This window comes from Bradyrhizobium sp. BRP23 (genome assembly GCF_020194135.1).
GTDB classification, from domain to species: domain Bacteria; phylum Pseudomonadota; class Alphaproteobacteria; order Rhizobiales; family Xanthobacteraceae; genus Bradyrhizobium; species Bradyrhizobium yuanmingense.
This window is the reverse complement of the sequence record NZ_JADYVW010000001.1, coordinates 740,906-757,824: the sequence shown is the minus strand read 5'-3', so window position 1 is coordinate 757,824 and position 16,919 is coordinate 740,906. Positions and strand designations below refer to the sequence as shown.

The following is a 16,919-nucleotide window of genomic DNA, read 5'->3' as shown; positions in this document are numbered from 1 at the left end:
AACTCTACAGCCGCCGGGTAAACGCCCGTTAAAGAATTGGCTCAAATCAGCCGGCAATGAAGGCGAGCAGGGTGCCGTTGGCCTTGGCCGGCGGCACGCAGATCGCAGCTCCGCTCCGCACCGCGGCTGGCCCCAGCGCCTTCTCGGTCGCCGCGAGATCGCCGCTGACCAGCACCAGCGCGGCGCCACCGCGCTCTGAGAGGCCATTCAGCGACACGCCGGGATAGCGCTTGGCGAGTTGGTCCAGCGTCAGGTAGACGAAGTCGGCGCGATCGCCGCCGGAGGGCACGATGACGGCGCCGTCCGCGTCGGTCTTCGCCTCGCGGTCGATCAGGCGGGCGAGATGCGCGGCCTCCTTGGCGGGCTCCGGCGTTGCGATCAGCGTCTGCTTGATCCGCTTGGCCGCATTGGCGTGGGTCATCAGCTCGGGGATCCACACAGTCTCGCGGGTCTTGTGCTGGCAGGCGAAGATGCGCACGCCGCCCGGCGCTTCAGCCGTCGGCCACATGAAGGTGCGGAATTTCGCCGCCGAGATCGTGCCGTCTGGCAGCGTGACGGGGCGTTCGAAATCGGTCGGGCCGATCGGCTCCAGGCCCCGTGCACGGATCTCCTCGGCGCCGGCGGTGCTATCGACTGCGGTGAAAGCGATGCGCTCGATGCCCTCGCCATGGCGCTCGACGAAGGCGCGGGCCGGCGCATTGTGCTCGGTTGCCACGAGCACGCCGAGCAGCTCCATGTAGTCGGGGTCGAACATGATGGTGTAATTGCCGGTGCCCATATGCGCGCTGTGGGTGCCGCGCGGCGAGACCGTGAAGCCGAGTTGTCTGTAGTTCTCGGCGGCCTTGTCGAGGTCCTTCACCATGACGACGGCGTGGTCGATACCGATGACGTTCTTGAGGGCCACTGTTGCTATTCCCCGATTGCAAGCTGATTTTGCGCCGCGCCGGCGGCTGTCGGCCATGTCTACGCCGGATGGGCCGTCAAGTCATTTTCAATTCGGCGAGAGATGCGGAATTTCATTCCGCGCGATGCATCCTTCGACGCGCTTCAGCGCGCCTGCTCGAGGTAAGCCGCGAGGACGGCGCGCTCCTCGCCGGTCATCTCGGTGATGTTGCCGGGCGGCATGGAATTGGACCAGGCTGCAACCCGCCCGATCAGGCGAATGTTGCGATGGATGTGCTCGGGCGTGTCGAGCACAATGCCCTTCGGTGCGGTGGCGATGCCGGCCCAGACCGGCTCGGCCGCGTGGCACATGCTGCAGCGGGACATCACGATCTCCTCGACATTGGCGGCCGTGACCGGCGCCGACAATGCGCCCGTCTTCACCTCGCGCGGTCCGGCGGCGGAGAGGAGGAGGATCGCAATCACGCCGGCCGCGGCCACGCCCCACACCCACCAGGGCGATTGGCGCCCGGCATGACGCTCGTTGAAAAAGTGGCGGATCACCGGCCCGAGCGCCAGGACGATCGCGACGATGATCCAGTTGAACCGCGTGGCGTAGAGCAGGGGATAGTGGTTGCTGATCATCAGCACGACGACGGGAAGCGTCAGGTAATTGTTGTGGACCGAGCGTTCCTTGCTGGCCTTGCCGAGCTTGGGGTCAGGCGCCTGTCCGGCGATCAGGCTGGCCACGATCTTCTTCTGGTTCGGGATGATCAGCGTGAAGACGTTGGCCACCATGATGGTGCCGATGATCGCGCCGATCTGGTTGAAGGCGCCGCGTCCGCTCAGCACATGGGTGAAGGCGTAAGTGAGCGCGACCAGGAACAGATAGCCGCCGATGGCGAAGGGCAGTTCGCGCTGGGCGAGCCCGGTGCGGCAGGCGGCCTCATAGAGCAGCCACGCCAGCGCCAGGCTGCAGAAGCTGAACAGTCCGGCCTGGAATGATGTGAGGTCGAGGATCGACTTGTCGACCAGGAACAGGTCGGCCTCGAGATAATACACCACCACCATCAGCGCGAAGCCGGACAGCCAGGTGGTGTAGGCCTCCCATTTGAACCAGGTCAGCTCGTCCGGCATCTGGCTGGGCGCGACCAAGTACTTCATGATCCTGTAGAAGCCGCCGCCATGGACCTGCCAGGCCTCGCCCTGCACGCCGCCCGGCAGGTCCGCCTTCGGCTTCAGGCTGAGGTCGAGGGCGATGAAATAGAAGGAACTGCCGATCCAGGCGATTGCGGCCACCACGTGCAGCCAGCGCAGCAGCAGGCTCGCCCATTCCGATATGACGGATCCCCACATGATCTCCTCATCCGGCGCGACCTGGATGCCGCAGCCTCCATGACCGTAACCGGCGATCGCCGCCCTCACAATGTGTCGCACCGTTCAACCGCATTTTCCAGTATGATGGACTGCGGCTGATGCACATCGTGCGGGCATGAACTGACGTGGGATTCGGCAGGCGCCAAACTCGCCGAGAGACCTTTTGCGGGTGATCGGCGTTGACGCACGACACGCCCAAGGCGGAGGACGACGAATTGAGCGACAGGATAACGTTCGTGGCGATGCTCGCAGCGCTGCTGGCTGCTGCTGCGGCGGCCGGCGCACACGCCGAGCCCGTGTTGCAGGGCAAGGACGCCTATGGCGATTGGCGCGCCGACAAGCCCGGCACGGTCAGGCTGATCCGGCCGCAGGATCTGGTCAGGCCCGGCGCCACGCGATCGGTTGCGAGCTCGTCGCGCGTGGTGCCGCGTCCGCCGGAAGCCCAGCTCCAGGTGCCGGCCGGCTTCAAGATCGAGCTGTTCGCCGAAGGCCTGCGCGCGCCGCGCATCATCCGCGTGGCGCCGAATGGCGACGTGTTCGTCGCGGAAATGCGCGCCGGCACCGTCCGGGTGCTGCGCGCGGGCGAGGGCGGCAAGGTCGCGACCAACGAGATCTTCGCCAGCGGCCTGCGGCAGCCGTTCGGCATCGCTTTCTTTCCGAACGGCGACAATCCGCAATGGGTCTATGTCGCCAACACCGACAGCGTCGTTCGCTTTCCCTACAAGGCCGGCGATCTCAAGGCGCGCGGCAAAGCGGAGACGGTTGTCGCAAGCCTGCCGGATGGGGGCCATTCCACCCGCGATATCGTCTTCACGCCCGACAACAAGCGTATGCTGGTGTCGGTGGGTTCGCTCAGCAACGTCGCCGAAGGCATGGGCACGCCGCCCGGCGGGATGGAGGCGTGGGCGAAGACGCAGCCGCTCGGCGCCACATGGGCCAGCGAGCTCGAGCGCGGCGCGGTGCTGGCCTTCAACCCTGACGGCAGGGAGCGAAAGATCCATGCCACCGGTATCCGCAACTGCGTCGGCCTCGCGATCCAGCCGCAGACCGGTCTGCCCTGGTGCTCGACCAATGAGCGCGACGGTCTCGGCGACGACCTCGTGCCCGATTACGTCACGAGCGTGAAGGAAGGCGCGTTCTACGGCTGGCCATGGTTCTATATCGGTGGCAATGAAGACCCGCGCCATGCCGGCGCGCGGCCGGATCTCAAGGACAAGGTGACGGTGCCCGATGTGCTGATCCAGCCGCACTCGGCCTCACTCGGCATGACCTTCTACCAGGGCGCGCAGTTTCCGCCCGAATACCAGGGCGACGCCTTCGCCGCCCAGCACGGCTCCTGGAATAGGTCGAAACGCACCGGCTACAAGGTGATCCGCATCCGCATGAAGGACGGCAAGCCGACCGGCGAGTACGAGGATTTCGTGACGGGGTTCGTCGTGAACGATACGGAAGTGTGGGGCAGGCCGGTGGGAGTGGCGGTGGCGAAGGATGGATCGCTGCTGATCTCGGAAGATGGCAACGGCACGATCTGGCGGGTGACAAGCGCGCCGCGGTGACGCTGCACCCTCTCCCCTTGTGGGAGAGGGTGGCTTCGCGAACGCGAAGCCGGGTGAGGGGTATCTATCGTCACGAGCAGTCTCAGGTGTAGAGAGAACCCCTCATCCGGCGCTTTGCGCCACCTTCTCCCACAAGGGGAGAAGGAAGAAGAGCACCTCATCCCCGTCTCACGCTCGCACCACCATCCACCGGCAGCGTCACACCGGTGATGAAATTCGCCTCGTCGCTCGCCAGGAACAGCGCGGCGTTGGCGACGTCCCAGCCCGTACCCATCTTTCTGCGCAGCGGCACCTTGCTGTCGCGTTCGGCTTCGACCTCGGCGCGGGTCTTGTGCCATTCGCGGGCGCGGGTGTCGACGGCCATCGGCGTGTTCATCAGGCCGGGCAGGATGACGTTGGCGCGGATGCCGTATTCGGCGTTCTGGTAGGCGAGCTGTTCGGTGAAGGCGATCATCGCCGACTTCGTCGCCTTGTAGGCGACGTAAGGATAGGTGGTGATCGCGGCCATCGACGAGATGTTGATGATGGCGCCGCTTCTCTGCGCGCGCATGATCGGGATCACTTCCTTCGCGGCGAGGATGCAGCTCTTCAGATTGATCGCGACGACGCGATCGAATGCCTCCTCGGTCAATTGCAGCAGCTCGGCATCGCCACCGGCGAGGCTGACGCCGACATTGTTGTGCAGCACGTCGATACGTTCCCAGCGCGATTGCGCGTCCGCAACCATCGCCTTGATATCCGCAGCCTTGGTCACGTCCGCCTTGAAGGCCGCCGCCGTGCCGCCTTTCGCGGTGATCATCGTGACCGTCTCCTGCGCCGATTCCAGATGGTGGTCGACACACAAGACCTTGGCGCCCTCGCGCGCGAAGGTGAGCGCGGTCGCGCGGCCGTTGCCCATGCCTTCGCCGGGGCTTTGCCCGGCGCCGACGACGATCGCGACCTTGTCCTTCAAGCGCATCTCGGTTTACTCCCTTCCTTGTCATTATTTTCGTGCAGACTAGCAATCGCGCTCCTGGGAGAGAAGAGCGCGCTTTCCGCGTTCATGTCATTGACATCGCACGGAATTGCATGTGGCGGCCGGTCCATCGCGCATGGCTGGCCGTTGCGGTCGAGGAACCGTTCCGGCCTCGCAGCGTTTGTCGCGGAGCCTTTCCCGCGCTAGGCTCAGTCTCGGGGCTTCCCAACCACCAGTGGCTTGCCGATGAATCTGCTCGATCCGCAAGGGCCCGTGGCTGCGGCCAATAGAACTATTTTGGTCGATTCGGTCTTCATCATGCTCGTGATCGTGGTGCCGACCATTTTCGCGATTCTGGCTTTCGCGTTCTGGTTTCGCGCCTCGAATCCGAGGGCGCGCTACCAGCCGGAGTTCGTCTATTCCGGCCGCGTCGAGATGGTGGTGTGGTCTATTCCGGCGCTCACCGTGATCCTGCTCGGCGGCGTCGCCTGGATCGGCTCGCACCAGCTCGATCCCGCCGCGCCCGTGCCGGGCACCGGCAGCCCAGTGCGGATCCAGGCGGTCTCGCTCGACTGGAAATGGCTGTTCATCTATCCGGACCAGCGCATCGCCACCGTCAACACGCTGACGGTGCCGGCCGGCGCCGAGCTGAATTTCCAGCTGACGTCATCGAGCGTGATGAACACGTTCTTCATCCCGCAGCTCGGCAGCATGATCTACACCATGAACGGCATGGTGACGAAGCTGAACCTGCGCGCCGACAACGAAGGCAAGCTTCAGGGCCTGTCCGCGCATTTCTCCGGCGACGGTTTCCCGGACATGATGTTCGACGTCAACGTGATCTCGCCGCTCGCCTTCCCGGACTGGGTGGCGAATACGGCGAAGACGGACGCGGTGCTGAACGAGGACAGCTACAAGAAGCTGATGCAGCAGGGCATTGAGAAGGGCAGGCCGGTCTACCGCCTCGACGATCCGCGCCTGTTCGATTTGATCGCGACCCAGCACATTCCGCCGGGGCCCGGGCCGGCCCTCGCGTCCGAAGCAGGCCGGTCGCACAGTGGAGGCCATGATGCTCGGTAAGCTCGATTGGTCGGCCATCCCGCTCGACCAGCCGATTCCGCTCGTCGCCGGCGCGGTGGTGCTTGTCGCGATCCTCGGCGTGCTGGGCTGGGTCGTGGTGAAGGGACATCTGCCCTATCTCTGGCGCGAATGGATCACCAGCGTCGACCACAAGCGCATCGGTGTCATGTACATCCTGCTCGCCTCGGTCATGCTGCTGCGCGGCGGCAGCGACGCCATCATGATGCGGATCCAGCAGGCTGTGGCGTATCAGTCGCAGGGCTATCTGCCGCCGGAGCACTACAACCAGATCTTCTCCGCGCACGGCACCATCATGATCTTCTTCGTGGCGATGCCGTTCGTGATCGGGCTTATGAACCTCATCGTACCGCTCCAGCTCGGCGTGCGCGACGTCGCCTTCCCGACGCTCAATTCGGTCGGCTTCTGGCTGACGGCGACGGGTGCGCTCCTGGTCAATATCTCGCTCGTGGTCGGCGAATTCGCGCGCACCGGCTGGCTCGCCTTTCCGCCGCTGTCGCAACTGTCCTATTCGCCCGGCGTCGGCGTCGACTATTACGCCTGGTCGCTGCAGATTTCCGGCGTCGGCACGCTGGTGGCCGGCATCAATCTCGTCACCACCGTGCTGAAGCTGCGCACCAAGGGGATGAACTACCTGCGCATGCCGATGTTCTGCTGGACCACGCTGGCCTCGAACCTCCTCATCGTCGCGGCGTTCCCGATCCTTACCGCGACGCTGGCGATGCTGCTGCTCGACCGCTATCTCGGCTTCCACTTCTTCACCAACGAGGCCGGCGGCAACGTCATGATGTTCATGAACCTGATCTGGGCCTGGGGCCATCCCGAGGTCTACATCCTGGTGCTGCCCGCCTTCGGCATCTTCTCCGAGGTGGTCTCGACCTTCTCCGGCAAGGCGCTGTTCGGCTACCGCTCCATGGTGCTCGCGACCATGGCGATCTGTGTCGTCTCCTTCATGGTCTGGCTGCACCACTTCTTCACGATGGGCGCAGGTCCCAACGTCAATGCCATCTTCGGCATCGCCAGCATGATCATTGCGATACCGACCGGCGTGAAGATCTACAATTGGCTGTTCACAATGTATGGCGGCCGCATCCGTTTTGCGACACCGATGTTGTGGTCGGTCGGCTTCATGGTGACGTTCCTCATCGGCGGACTGACCGGCGTGCTGCTCGCGGTGCCGCCGGCCGACTTCATCCTCCACAACAGCATGTTCCTGGTGGCGCACTTCCACAACGTGATCATCGGCGGCGTGCTGTTCGGCGTTTTTGCCGGCTTCGAGTACTGGTTCCCGAAGGCGTTCGGGTTCCGTCTCGACGAACGCTGGGGCAAGGCTGCATTCTGGTTCACCTTCGTCGGATTCTTCATCACCTTCATGCCGCTCTACATTGCCGGCATGCTGGGCATGACGCGGCGGATGCAGCACTACGACGTCGCGGCCTGGCGGCCCTGGATGATCGTTGCGGCGGTCGGTGTGGCGGTGCTGACGATCGGGGTGATCTGCCAGATCGTGCAGCTCGTCGTCAGCATCCGCAATCGCGAGGCGTTGCGCGATCGCACCGGCGATCCCTGGGACGGGCGCTCGCTGGAATGGGCAACCTCGTCGCCGCCGCCGGTGTTCAACTTCGCCTTCAATCCCGATGTGCGCGGCGAGGACGCCTATTGGGACATGAAGGCGCGCGCGAAGCAGCAATCGCTCGCGCATGAGACGCCGGATTATCAGGATATCGAGATGCCCCGGAATTCCCCGACCGGATTCGTCTGTGCCTTCTTCGCCACCATCATGGGATTCGCGCTGATCTGGCACATCTGGTGGATGGTGATCCTGGGCGGCTTGGGCGCTTGGGCGACCTTCGTCGTGTTCGCCTGGCGCGACCATGACGAATACGTCATCCCGGCCGAGGAGGTCGCCCGCATCGACCGCAGCAACATCGAGGAACGGCGCAACCTCGTCAGCATGGCGGGAGCAGTCTGATGGCGATGACCGCGACCGCAGGCCACGCGCACGCCGATCCCCATCATATCGGCCTCGTCATCGAGCATCCCGGCCCCGCGCCGAAGCGGATCGTGACCGCCTACGGCTTCTGGATCTTCCTGCTCTCCGACATCGTGATGTTCTCCTGCTTCTTCGCGGCCTATGCGGTGCTGTCAGGCCAGACCGCCGGCGGCCCCAAGGGCGCGGAGATCTTCGAGCAGAGGAACGTGGCGATCGAGACGGTCTGCCTGCTGTTGTCGAGCTTCACCTGCGGCATGGCCAGCATCGCCGCCGACGTGCGCAACCGGTTCTGGTTTTATCTTAGCATGACCGTGACCTGCGTGCTCGGGCTGATATTCCTCGTTCTCGAGTTTCGCGAATTTGCCGACCTCATCGCGCGCGGCTATGGCCCGTCACGCAGTGCGTTCCTGACCGCGTTCTTCTCGCTGGTCGGCTGCCATGGCCTTCACGTCTCCGCCGGCGTGCTGTGGCTTCTCACCATGATGGCCCAGGTGTTCGCCAAGGGCTTTCGCGCAGACATCTTGCGCCGGATGACGTGCTTTGCGCTGTTCTGGCACGCGCTCGACATCGTCTGGGTCGCAGTGTTCTCCGTCGTTTACCTGCTCGGGAGCGCGCCATGAGTGAGCAGACGCATGGGATGGTCAAACGCGACCTCGCGCCGGGCGAGGAAGAAGAGCATAGCGTCGGCGCGAGGATCCTCGGTTACGTCGTCGGGCTCGTGCTCGCGCTGCTGCTCACGGCGACGTCGTTCTTCATCGCCGGCACGGACCTGGTCTGGCAGCCCTCGATTCCCGTCGCGCTGATCGTGCTCGCGATCGCACAGATGGGCGTGCATCTGGTGTTCTTCCTGCATATCACCACTGGCCCCGACAACACCAACAACGTGCTGGCGCTCGCCTTCGGGCTGCTGGTGGTGTTCCTGGTGGTCGGCGGCACGGTCTGGATCATGGCGAATCTCAACGCCAACATGCCGCCGATGGACCAGATCATGCGGATGCAGTGACAGCCGCGCAAAAAGAAAGAGCCGCTTGCTTGTGACAAGCGGCCCAAGTCTAGGGAGGAAACGCCCAAGCAAAGACAATCGGCCGGAGCCGGATTGCTGCCAAGGAAACGCTCGCGCAAGGGCGCTTGCGTCGGCATACAAATGCAGCAACCGCCGATGAAGTTCAATTCCGGATCAATACGGTCTCGGATTACCACTCACGGGTGCGTGAGGGAGCTTGCTCACCTTGGCCGGCGGCAATTGTAGGCCTTGCGGAAGCCGGCCGCCTGGGCGTCGTCCTCCGAGCAGAACCAGCGATCCGGTGTCGTGGTCGCGGGATAGCTCGGGCATCCGCGCAGATGGTAGATGCCGATATTGCCGGTGACGCGGGCGCGCACCGCGAGCTTGCCCTTGATGCTGCAGTTGGGGGGCATCGTCAGCTCCTCCGGAAACAGCACGGCGCGGATTTCCTTGTCGCGGTCCGGGCGGCAGGCGGTGCCCAGCAGCGCGCCGTCCTTCTTGCCGCTGCGGAAATCTTGCGGTGCAACAAAACAGCCCTTCCAGATCCCCGCCGCCGTCGTCTTGGCCTCGGTGGCTGCCGGCTTGACGTTGGCCTTGATCGGCTCGCGTGCGAGGGCAAAGCCGAGCTTGATCAGCTGCTCGTTCAGGCTGGACTTGTCGCCTTCGGCCGTGCAGATGGCGCGGTGCCGCTTGCCAAAGCTCTTCTCGGGTCCGACATCGTCGCAGCGCACCGTTCGTTTGTTGATGAGCTTCGCGAGCTGGTCGCGGGCCTCGATGCCGCAGGTCCAGGCATCGGCTTTATTGTCGATGCAGACCTGGTCGAGCTCCGGCGCGTCGACGCCGTCGAGCCGGTAGGTGACGTCGCCGAGCTGGACCGAGTTGCCGTCACGGGCCGTCGCGGCGCCGGTCAGCGCGGAAACTGGTCCGGACGAGGCCAGAAATCCGGACCAGGCGAGAAACGAAACGAGCGCAAAAGCGCGGGTGGCGGCAACGAATTTCTGGAAGGACATACGGTCTCGCTTATCGATGGCTCGTGCGCCCCGTTCCTAGCATCCGGATGTGGCGAGACCAATGGTCTGCGCCTCGCGAAGTGCGACATTCCGGCCCCGCCGCTTTACTCCGCCGGCGCTCTGCCCGTATCGTTTCGCCGGCCTCGCTGACCGCGCAAGGCCGAATCGCCCGGTAAGCGGCGAGGGGGAGGACAAGGTTGCGATGAAAGACCCCGTGGATGTCCTGATCATCGGCGCCGGCGCTTCGGGCGCGGCGGTGGCGTGGTCGCTGGCCGAGACCAAGATGCACATCCTCTGCCTGGAGCAGGGCGGCTGGATGAACCCGGCGGAATATCCCAGCACGGGCCGCGACTGGGAGGCCAAGTTCTACGGCGAATGGTCGTCGAGCCCGAACGTGCGCGGCCGGCCCGAGGACTACCCGATCAACGACGACAACTCTCCGATCAAGGTCGTGAACTACAACGCGGTCGGCGGCTCGACGGTGATGTACACCGCGCACTGGCCGCGGCTGCATCCCTCCGATTTCAAGGTGAAGACGCTCGACGGCGTCGCCGACGACTGGCCGATCGACTACGAGGCATTGACTCCGTTCTTCGAAGAGAACGACCGCATGATGGGCACGTCGGGCCTGTCAGGCGATCCGCTGTCGCCGCTGACGCATCCGCCGATGCCGCAGCAGCCGATGGGCCTGTCCGGCGCCATCATCGCCAAGGCCATGAACAAGCTCGGCTGGCACTGGTGGCCGTCGGACACCACGGTCGCGACGATGGACTACGAGGGCCGGGCGCGCTGCATTAATCTCGGCCATTGCACGCCGGCCTGCGCGCAAGGCGCAAAATCCTCCACCGACATCACCCATTGGCCGCATGCGATCCGCGCCGGCGTCGAGCTGCGCACGCATTGCCGGGTGCGCGAGATCACCACCGACGAGAACGGCATGGCCTCGGGCGTGGTCTATTACGACAAGGACGGCATCGAGCAGTTTCAGCCCGCGCATGTCGTCGTCATCGCCTGCAACGGCGTCGGCACGCCGCGGCTGCTGCTCAACTCGGCATCGGGCCGCTTCCCCAACGGGCTCGCCAATTCGTCGGGCCTCGTCGGCAAGAACCTGATGTTCCATCCCTATGCGCAGATCTACGGCTATGTGAAGGAGCCGACCGACTCTAACCGCGCGCCGCCGACCTGTCTGTGGAGCAAGCAATGGTACGACACCGACCTGTCGCGCGGCTTCGTGCGCGGCTATGGCGTGCAGTTCGTGCGCGGGGCCGGGCCGGTGTTCGAGGCCGTAGTCAGCGAGCAGAAGGGCATCTTGCCGTGGGGCGAGGATCACCACCGCGTGTTCCGCAAGCTGAACGGCCACCGGCTTGGTTTCTCCGCAATCTGCGAGGATTTGCCGGAGGAGCACAATCGTGTCACGCTCGATCCGGTGCTGAAGGACAGTCACGGCATTCCCGCGCCGAAGGTCGACTACACCATCAGCGAGAACAGCCGGAAGATGATGGAGCACGCGCTGGCGCGCGGCCGCGAGTTTCTCGAGACGGCCGGCGCGAGCGACATCTGCGTCAACTCGCCGATCCCCTGGGGCGGCTGGCACCTGCTCGGCACCGCGCGCATGGGCACCGACCCCGAGCGTTCCGTCGTCAACGAATGGGGCCGCGCGCACGACGTGAAGAACCTCTTCATCGTCGACGGCAGCATCTTCGTCACCTCGGGCGGCGTGAACCCGACCTCCACCATCCAGGCCCTCGCGCTCTACATCGCCGACCAGATGAAGCAGCGCCTCGCCAATCTGTTCGATTGAGGGTGTGATGTCCGCAGACAACCAACTGACACGCAGGCAGCGCGACGACCTCCGCGCTGTCGCCGCGATGATCATCCCGGCCAGTGACGAGTACAAGGTGCCGGGCGCCGATGATCCCGCGATCCAGGCCGACATGCTGGCAACGCTCGGTCGCGATACCAAATTGGTGGCGGCGGCGCTGGATCATTTGGCGCGGCTCGCCGGGGGCCCGCTTGCCGAGCTCGATGCCGCCAGACGCGATGCGGTGGTGCACGAGTTTCGGAAGAGCGGCGGTGCCGCCGCGGCAACGCTCGTCCGTGTCGTGCTGCAATGCTATTACCGCGACGACCGCGTGCTGGGCTCGCTGGGGCTCGAGTTGCGCGCGCCATTCCCCAAGGGCCATGTGCTCCCAGAGGGGGACTGGTCGCTGCTCGATCCGGTCAAGGCGAGAGGTGGCTCGCTGAGGCGCCCGCCCTAGCCATCTGGGCAGTCCGGCCCTGCGCTCCAGGCGGGCCACTTGCGCCTCCGGGAGCAGGCCACCATCTGTGTGAGCCTTCGAGGACTCTTGCCATGTTGGACTTCACCTCAGATATCGCCGATGACGCACCGTCATCGCGGACGACGGCGCCTGGCCCAGCCGATGACCGGGCGCTGCTGGACGCCTATTCCAATGCTGTGATCGACGTCACCGATCGCGTCGGCCCTGCGGTCGTGCGCGTCGAGACCGGCCCCAAGGTGCCGAACGGTCGCGAGCGCGGCGGGCTCGGCTCTGGCATCGTGATCTCGCCGGATGGGCTCGTGCTCACCAACAGCCATGTCGTCGGCACGTCGAAGGAGATCCGGCTGCGCGACGTCGAAGGCCATGTCGGCGACGCCCAGGTGCTCGGCGTCGATCCCGACACGGATCTGGCGCTGCTGCGCGCCAATGGCGTGCGGCACTTGCCCTATGCTGCGCTCGGCAATTCCAAGAGCCTGCGGCGCGGCCAGCTCGTGATCGCGATCGGCAATCCGCTCGGCTTCGAATCGACCGTGACGGCCGGCGTGGTCTCCGCGCTCGGCCGCTCGATCCGCTCGGTGAGCGGGCGCACCATCGAGGACGTGATCCAGACCGATGCCGCCCTCAATCCCGGCAATTCCGGCGGGCCGCTGGTGTCGTCGCATGCCGAGGTGATCGGCATCAACACCGCGATCATCAATGGCGCGCAGGGAATCTGTTTTGCGGTCGCCAGCAACACCGCGCAATTCGTGCTGTCGGAGATCATCCGCCACGGCTATGTCCGCCGCGCCTATATCGGTGTCGCCGGGCAGACCGCGCCGGTCCCGCGGCGGCACGCGGTGCTGGCCGGCGTCGAGAACAAGATGGGCGCGCTTCTGATGCAGATCGAGCCGGATGGACCAGCGGCGAAGGCAGGCCTGTTGCCCGGCGACGTCGTGATCAGGCTCGACGGCGTCGAGATCAATGGCGTCGACGATCTGATCCGCGTGCTCGACCGCGACCGGATCGGCCGCCGGCTCGCCATGGACGTGCTGCGCCTCGGCCGCCTCCGGGCGATCGATATCGACCCGATCGAGCGCAAGCCGGCGCGCTGAACCGGGCGATGACAGCGTGTATGTGCCTGACGCGGAGAGAGGCTGGCGCCTAGCCTCTACTCCGCCGCGGCGGCAAAGCGGCTGTTCTCCAGCTCCGCTTCCAGCCGCGCCGTCTCGGCCGCCGCCAGCCTGATGTTGGCCTCCTTGACGTGGCCGAAGCCGCGGATGGTCTCCGGCACGCGCGCAAGCCGCGCCAGCAGCGGGATCTGCTCCGCCTTCAGCCCTGTGATCCGCTGATCGATCATCGCCAGGTAATGCGCGATTAGCTTGCGCTCGGTCCGGCGCTCCTCGGTGCGGCCGAACGGATCGAACACGCTGCCGCGCAGGAACTTGAGCCTGGCGAGCACGCGGAAGGCGTGGATCATCCAGCTGCCGAACTCCTGCTTCTGCAGATGTCCGGTCGTCTTGTCGCGCTTGGTGAAGATCGGCGGCGCCAGATGGTACTTCAGCGTGAAGTCACCATCGAATTTTTCGGACACCTTTTTTGCAAAACTGCCGTCGGTGTAGAGCCGGGCGACCTCGTATTCGTCCTTGTAGGACATCAGCTTGAACAGGTTCTTTGCGACCGCTTCGGTGAGCTCGGTTGACCCAGGCGAAGCCGCGCTCTCCGCCTTGCGCACCTTCGCGACGGCTGCGAGGTAGCGGTCGGCATAGGCCTTGTCCTGATAGGAGTTCAGGAATTCGGTGCGCGTCGCGATGATGTCGTCGAGCGATTTCGCCGGCGCGGACGCTCTAGCCTTGAACTGAAGCACGCTGCGCACGCGCGACATGTCGTGGGCTGCGAGCCGGCCCCAGGTGAAGGCGAGCTTGTTCATCTCGATCGCAGCGCCGTTGATCTCGATGGCGCGGAGCAGGGCCTCCAGCGACAGCGGGATCGCGCCCTTCTGGAACGCAAAGCCCAGCATGAACGGGTTGGTTGCGATGGAATCGCCCATCAGGGCCGCGGCAATGCCTGTTGCGTCGATGATGTCGAGGTTGTTGTCGCCGATCGCGTCGCGGAGCACGGTCTGCATTGCGCCCATCTCGAAATCGAGATCGGGGTTTTGCACGAAGCTCGCGGTCGGCTGCAGATCAGCGTTGATGTAGGCCCTGGTCACGCCGCGCTCGGCGCGGCTCAGCGCCGTCGGGCCCGCGGAGACGATCATGTCGCAGCCGAGGATGACGTCGGCGCCGCCCGTGGTGATGCGAACCGCGGAGATGTCTTCCGGCGTCCGTGCGATGCGGACATGGCTCATCACCGCGCCGTTCTTCTGCGACAGGCCGGTGAAGTCGAGCGCCGAGCAGCCGCGGCCGTCGACATGGGCAGCCATGCCGAGCAGGGCTCCGATGGTGATGACGCCGGTGCCGCCGATGCCGGTGACGAGGATGTTGTAGGGCCCGTCCAGCTCACGCGCCGGCGGCAGCGGCAGATCCGCGAACAGCTGGCCGGAATCCACAGCCGAGGTCTTCATCCGCTTCAGCGAGCCGCCATGGACGGTGACGAAGCTCGGGCAAAAGCCCTCGACGCAGGAAAAGTCCTTGTTGCAGTTCGACTGGTCGATCTGGCGCTTGCGGCCGAATTCGGTCTCCAGCGGCTGCACCGAGACGCAGTTCGAGGCCTGCGAGCAATCGCCGCAACCTTCGCAAACGAGCTCGTTGATGAAGGCGCGCTTGGCGGGATCGGGATAGAGCCCGCGCTTACGGCGGCGGCGCTTCTCGGCGGCGCAGGTCTGGTCGTAGATGATGACCGTTAGGCCCTTGATATCGCGCAGCTCGCGCTGCACGGCATCGAGCTCGCGGCGGTGGTGGATGGTCGCGCCTTGCGGGAAGTATCCGCCTTGCGGATACTTTGTGGGATCGTCGGAGACGATCGCAAGCCGCTTGACGCCTTCGGCCCAGACTTGATGGGCGATCTGCGCGACGTTGAAGGCGCCTTCGGCGGGCTGGCCGCCGGTCATCGCCACGGCGTCGTTGTAGAGGATCTTGTAGGTGATGTTGATGCCGGCGGCCGAAGCCGCACGAAGGGCGAGCAGGCCGGAATGCGTGTAGGTGCCGTCGCCGAGATTCTGGAAGATGTGATTCTCGTTCGTGAAGGGCGACTGGCCGATCCAGTTCACGCCCTCGGCGCCCATATGCGAGATCAGATCCGTGCGGCGGGTCGGCATGCTCAGCGCCATGCCGTGGCAGCCGATGCCGGCCATGGCGCGGCTGCCCTCGGGCACCCGCGTCGAGGTGTTGTGCGGGCAGCCCGAGCAGAAGAACGGCGTGCGCGCGAGCTTGATCGGCGTGCTGGTCGTCACCGGGTTGTCGAAGGCCTCGAGCCTGGCGAGGCGCTGCTCCAGCACGGGACTGTGATGGCCGAGCTTGCGCAAGCGCGCCACCAGCGCGCCAGCGACGATGGTCGGCGTCAGCTCGCCCTCGCTCGGCAACAGCGGTGCGCCGCGCTCATCGCGCTTGCCGGTGACGGTCGGGCGCTTTGAGGCATCGACGTTGTAGAGGATCCGCATCAGCTGGTCTTCGATGAAGCCGCGCTTCTCCTCGACCACCAGCACGTCCTGAAGACCTTCAGCGAAACGTTTCGCGCCGCTTTCCTCCAGCGGCCAGGTCAAGGCAACCTTGTAGATGCGAAGGCCCAGGTCCTGCGCGTCCTTGTCGGTGATGCCGAGATCAACGAGCGCCTGGCGCAGGTCGAGATAGGCTTTTCCAGTCGCGACGATGCCGAGCCGCGCAGGCTTGGAATCGAGCACCATGCGGTCGAGCTGGTTGGCGCGGGCGAAGGCCTGCACCGCGGCCATCTTGGGGCCGAACAGGCGCTTCTCAGCCTCGAGCGGCGGATCGGGCCAGCGGATGTTGAGGCCGCCGGGCGGCATCTCGAAATCGTCGGGCACCACGATCTGGATGCGTTCAGGGTCGCTATAGATCGACGCGGAGCTCTCCACGGTCTCGCTGATCGCCTTGAAGCCGACCCAGCAGCCCGAGAAGCGCGACAGTGCAAAACCGTAGAGGCCGAGGTCGAGATAGTCCTGGAGCGTGGCAGGATTGATCACGGGAATCAGCGCCGCCGCGAACACCTGCTCGCTCTGATGCGCCAGCGTCGAGGACTGGCAGCCGTGGTCGTCGCCAGCGAGCGCCAGCACGCCGCCGTTGCGCGAGGTGCCGGCGGCATTGGCGTGCTTGAGCGCATCGACCGAGCGGTCGACGCCCGGGCCTTTGCCGTACCAGATTCCGAACACGCCATCGACCTTGGCTCCGGGAAACAGGCCGACCTGTTGGCTGCCCCAGACCGCGGTCGCCGCTAGATCCTCGTTGAGGCCGGGCACGAAGGCGATGTCGTGGTGCTGAAGGTGCGCCTTCGCCCGCCACAACGCATGGTCGTACATGCCGAGCGGAGAGCCACGATAGCCCGAGATGAAGCCGCCGGTGTTGAGGCCCTGAAGCCGGTCGCGTTCGCGCTGCAACATGGGCAGGCGGACCAGGGCCTGCGTGCCGGACAGGAAGATCCGCTTCGATTCGAGCCGGTATTTGTCGTCCAGCTCGACCTGCAACAGCGTCATTCGGGAGTCCTCGTCTTTCGTTCGGCGGGAGGTTTGCGCTGCGGGAGGAATCGCGGCTGCGCGATGCGAATTGTGACAGTCAAAAGGATGGGCCAGCGAAGTCAATATCGCTGGCCGCATCCGTGGCGCTCCTGCTAGTCAT

Annotated in this window: 13 protein-coding genes; 8 read left to right on the top strand and 5 right to left on the bottom strand. The window is 65.2% G+C overall.

Annotation, left to right across the window (positions count from 1 at the left end; genetic code table 11):
* Positions 1–46: 46 nt before the first annotated feature.
* Complete coding sequence (locus I6F24_RS03430; RefSeq protein WP_225127495.1) at positions 47–904, bottom strand: VOC family protein; 858 nt, start codon at positions 902–904, stop codon at positions 47–49.
* 143 nt (positions 905–1,047) lie between these two features.
* Entirely contained in the window at positions 1,048–2,238 is a 1,191-nt protein-coding gene (locus I6F24_RS03425; RefSeq protein ID WP_225150108.1) for a urate hydroxylase PuuD, read from the bottom strand.
* Between the two features lie 236 nt (positions 2,239–2,474).
* Here I6F24_RS03425 and I6F24_RS03420 point away from each other — a divergent pair, with 236 nt between their 5' ends.
* A complete protein-coding gene (locus tag I6F24_RS03420; RefSeq protein ID WP_225150105.1) occupies positions 2,475–3,815 on the top strand; it encodes a sorbosone dehydrogenase family protein in 1,341 nt (446 codons plus the stop codon).
* A gap of 157 nt (positions 3,816–3,972) precedes the next feature.
* On the opposite strand, the gene I6F24_RS03415 is transcribed toward I6F24_RS03420, so the two are convergent.
* Positions 3,973–4,773: an SDR family NAD(P)-dependent oxidoreductase gene (locus I6F24_RS03415; protein WP_157280918.1), complete on the bottom strand. Its 801-nt coding sequence runs from the start codon at positions 4,771–4,773 to the stop codon at positions 3,973–3,975.
* 243 nt (positions 4,774–5,016) lie between these two features.
* Here I6F24_RS03415 and I6F24_RS03410 point away from each other — a divergent pair, with 243 nt between their 5' ends.
* Genes I6F24_RS03410 through cyoD form a run of 4 tightly spaced genes read left to right on the top strand, consistent with a single transcriptional unit; the run spans position 5,017 to position 8,864 of the window.
* Positions 5,017–5,850, top strand: a complete 834-nt coding sequence (locus tag I6F24_RS03410) for a ubiquinol oxidase subunit II (RefSeq protein ID WP_036026020.1) — start codon at positions 5,017–5,019, stop codon at positions 5,848–5,850.
* Positions 5,840–7,840 (top strand): cytochrome o ubiquinol oxidase subunit I, encoded by a 2,001-nt coding sequence (gene cyoB / locus I6F24_RS03405; RefSeq protein WP_225127606.1) that lies wholly within the window; start codon positions 5,840–5,842, stop codon positions 7,838–7,840. Before I6F24_RS03410 ends, cyoB begins: the two co-directional genes overlap by 11 nt.
* Positions 7,840–8,481, top strand: coding sequence for a cytochrome (ubi)quinol oxidase subunit III (locus I6F24_RS03400; RefSeq protein WP_036026017.1), 642 nt, complete (start codon positions 7,840–7,842; stop codon positions 8,479–8,481). The genes cyoB and I6F24_RS03400 overlap by 1 nt, the downstream gene beginning before the upstream one ends.
* Positions 8,478–8,864 carry a cytochrome o ubiquinol oxidase subunit IV gene (cyoD, locus tag I6F24_RS03395; protein ID WP_036026014.1) on the top strand — a complete coding sequence of 129 codons (387 nt, stop codon included), beginning with the start codon at positions 8,478–8,480 and terminating at the stop codon, positions 8,862–8,864. Before I6F24_RS03400 ends, cyoD begins: the two co-directional genes overlap by 4 nt.
* 221 nt (positions 8,865–9,085) lie before the next feature.
* Here cyoD and I6F24_RS03390 read toward each other — a convergent pair whose 3' ends face one another.
* Positions 9,086–9,874 (bottom strand): thermonuclease family protein, encoded by a 789-nt coding sequence (locus I6F24_RS03390; RefSeq protein WP_225149970.1) that lies wholly within the window; start codon positions 9,872–9,874, stop codon positions 9,086–9,088.
* A gap of 202 nt (positions 9,875–10,076) precedes the next feature.
* Here I6F24_RS03390 and I6F24_RS03385 point away from each other — a divergent pair, with 202 nt between their 5' ends.
* The 3 genes from I6F24_RS03385 to I6F24_RS03375 all read left to right on the top strand — a co-directional run bounded on the left by I6F24_RS03385 (position 10,077) and on the right by I6F24_RS03375 (position 13,244).
* Positions 10,077–11,675 carry a GMC family oxidoreductase gene (locus I6F24_RS03385; protein ID WP_225149969.1) on the top strand — a complete coding sequence of 533 codons (1,599 nt, stop codon included), beginning with the start codon at positions 10,077–10,079 and terminating at the stop codon, positions 11,673–11,675.
* 7 nt (positions 11,676–11,682) lie between these two features.
* The gene (locus tag I6F24_RS03380; RefSeq protein WP_225149968.1) at positions 11,683–12,132 is read left to right on the top strand and encodes a gluconate 2-dehydrogenase subunit 3 family protein; all 450 of its coding nucleotides are present in this window, start codon (positions 11,683–11,685) and stop codon (positions 12,130–12,132) included.
* Between the two features lie 92 nt (positions 12,133–12,224).
* The gene (locus I6F24_RS03375; protein ID WP_225149967.1) at positions 12,225–13,244 is read left to right on the top strand and encodes a trypsin-like peptidase domain-containing protein; all 1,020 of its coding nucleotides are present in this window, start codon (positions 12,225–12,227) and stop codon (positions 13,242–13,244) included.
* A gap of 56 nt (positions 13,245–13,300) precedes the next feature.
* On the opposite strand, the gene I6F24_RS03370 is transcribed toward I6F24_RS03375, so the two are convergent.
* Positions 13,301–16,777, bottom strand: coding sequence for an indolepyruvate ferredoxin oxidoreductase family protein (locus tag I6F24_RS03370; protein ID WP_225149966.1), 3,477 nt, complete (start codon positions 16,775–16,777; stop codon positions 13,301–13,303).
* Between the last annotated feature and the right edge of the window lie 142 nt (positions 16,778–16,919).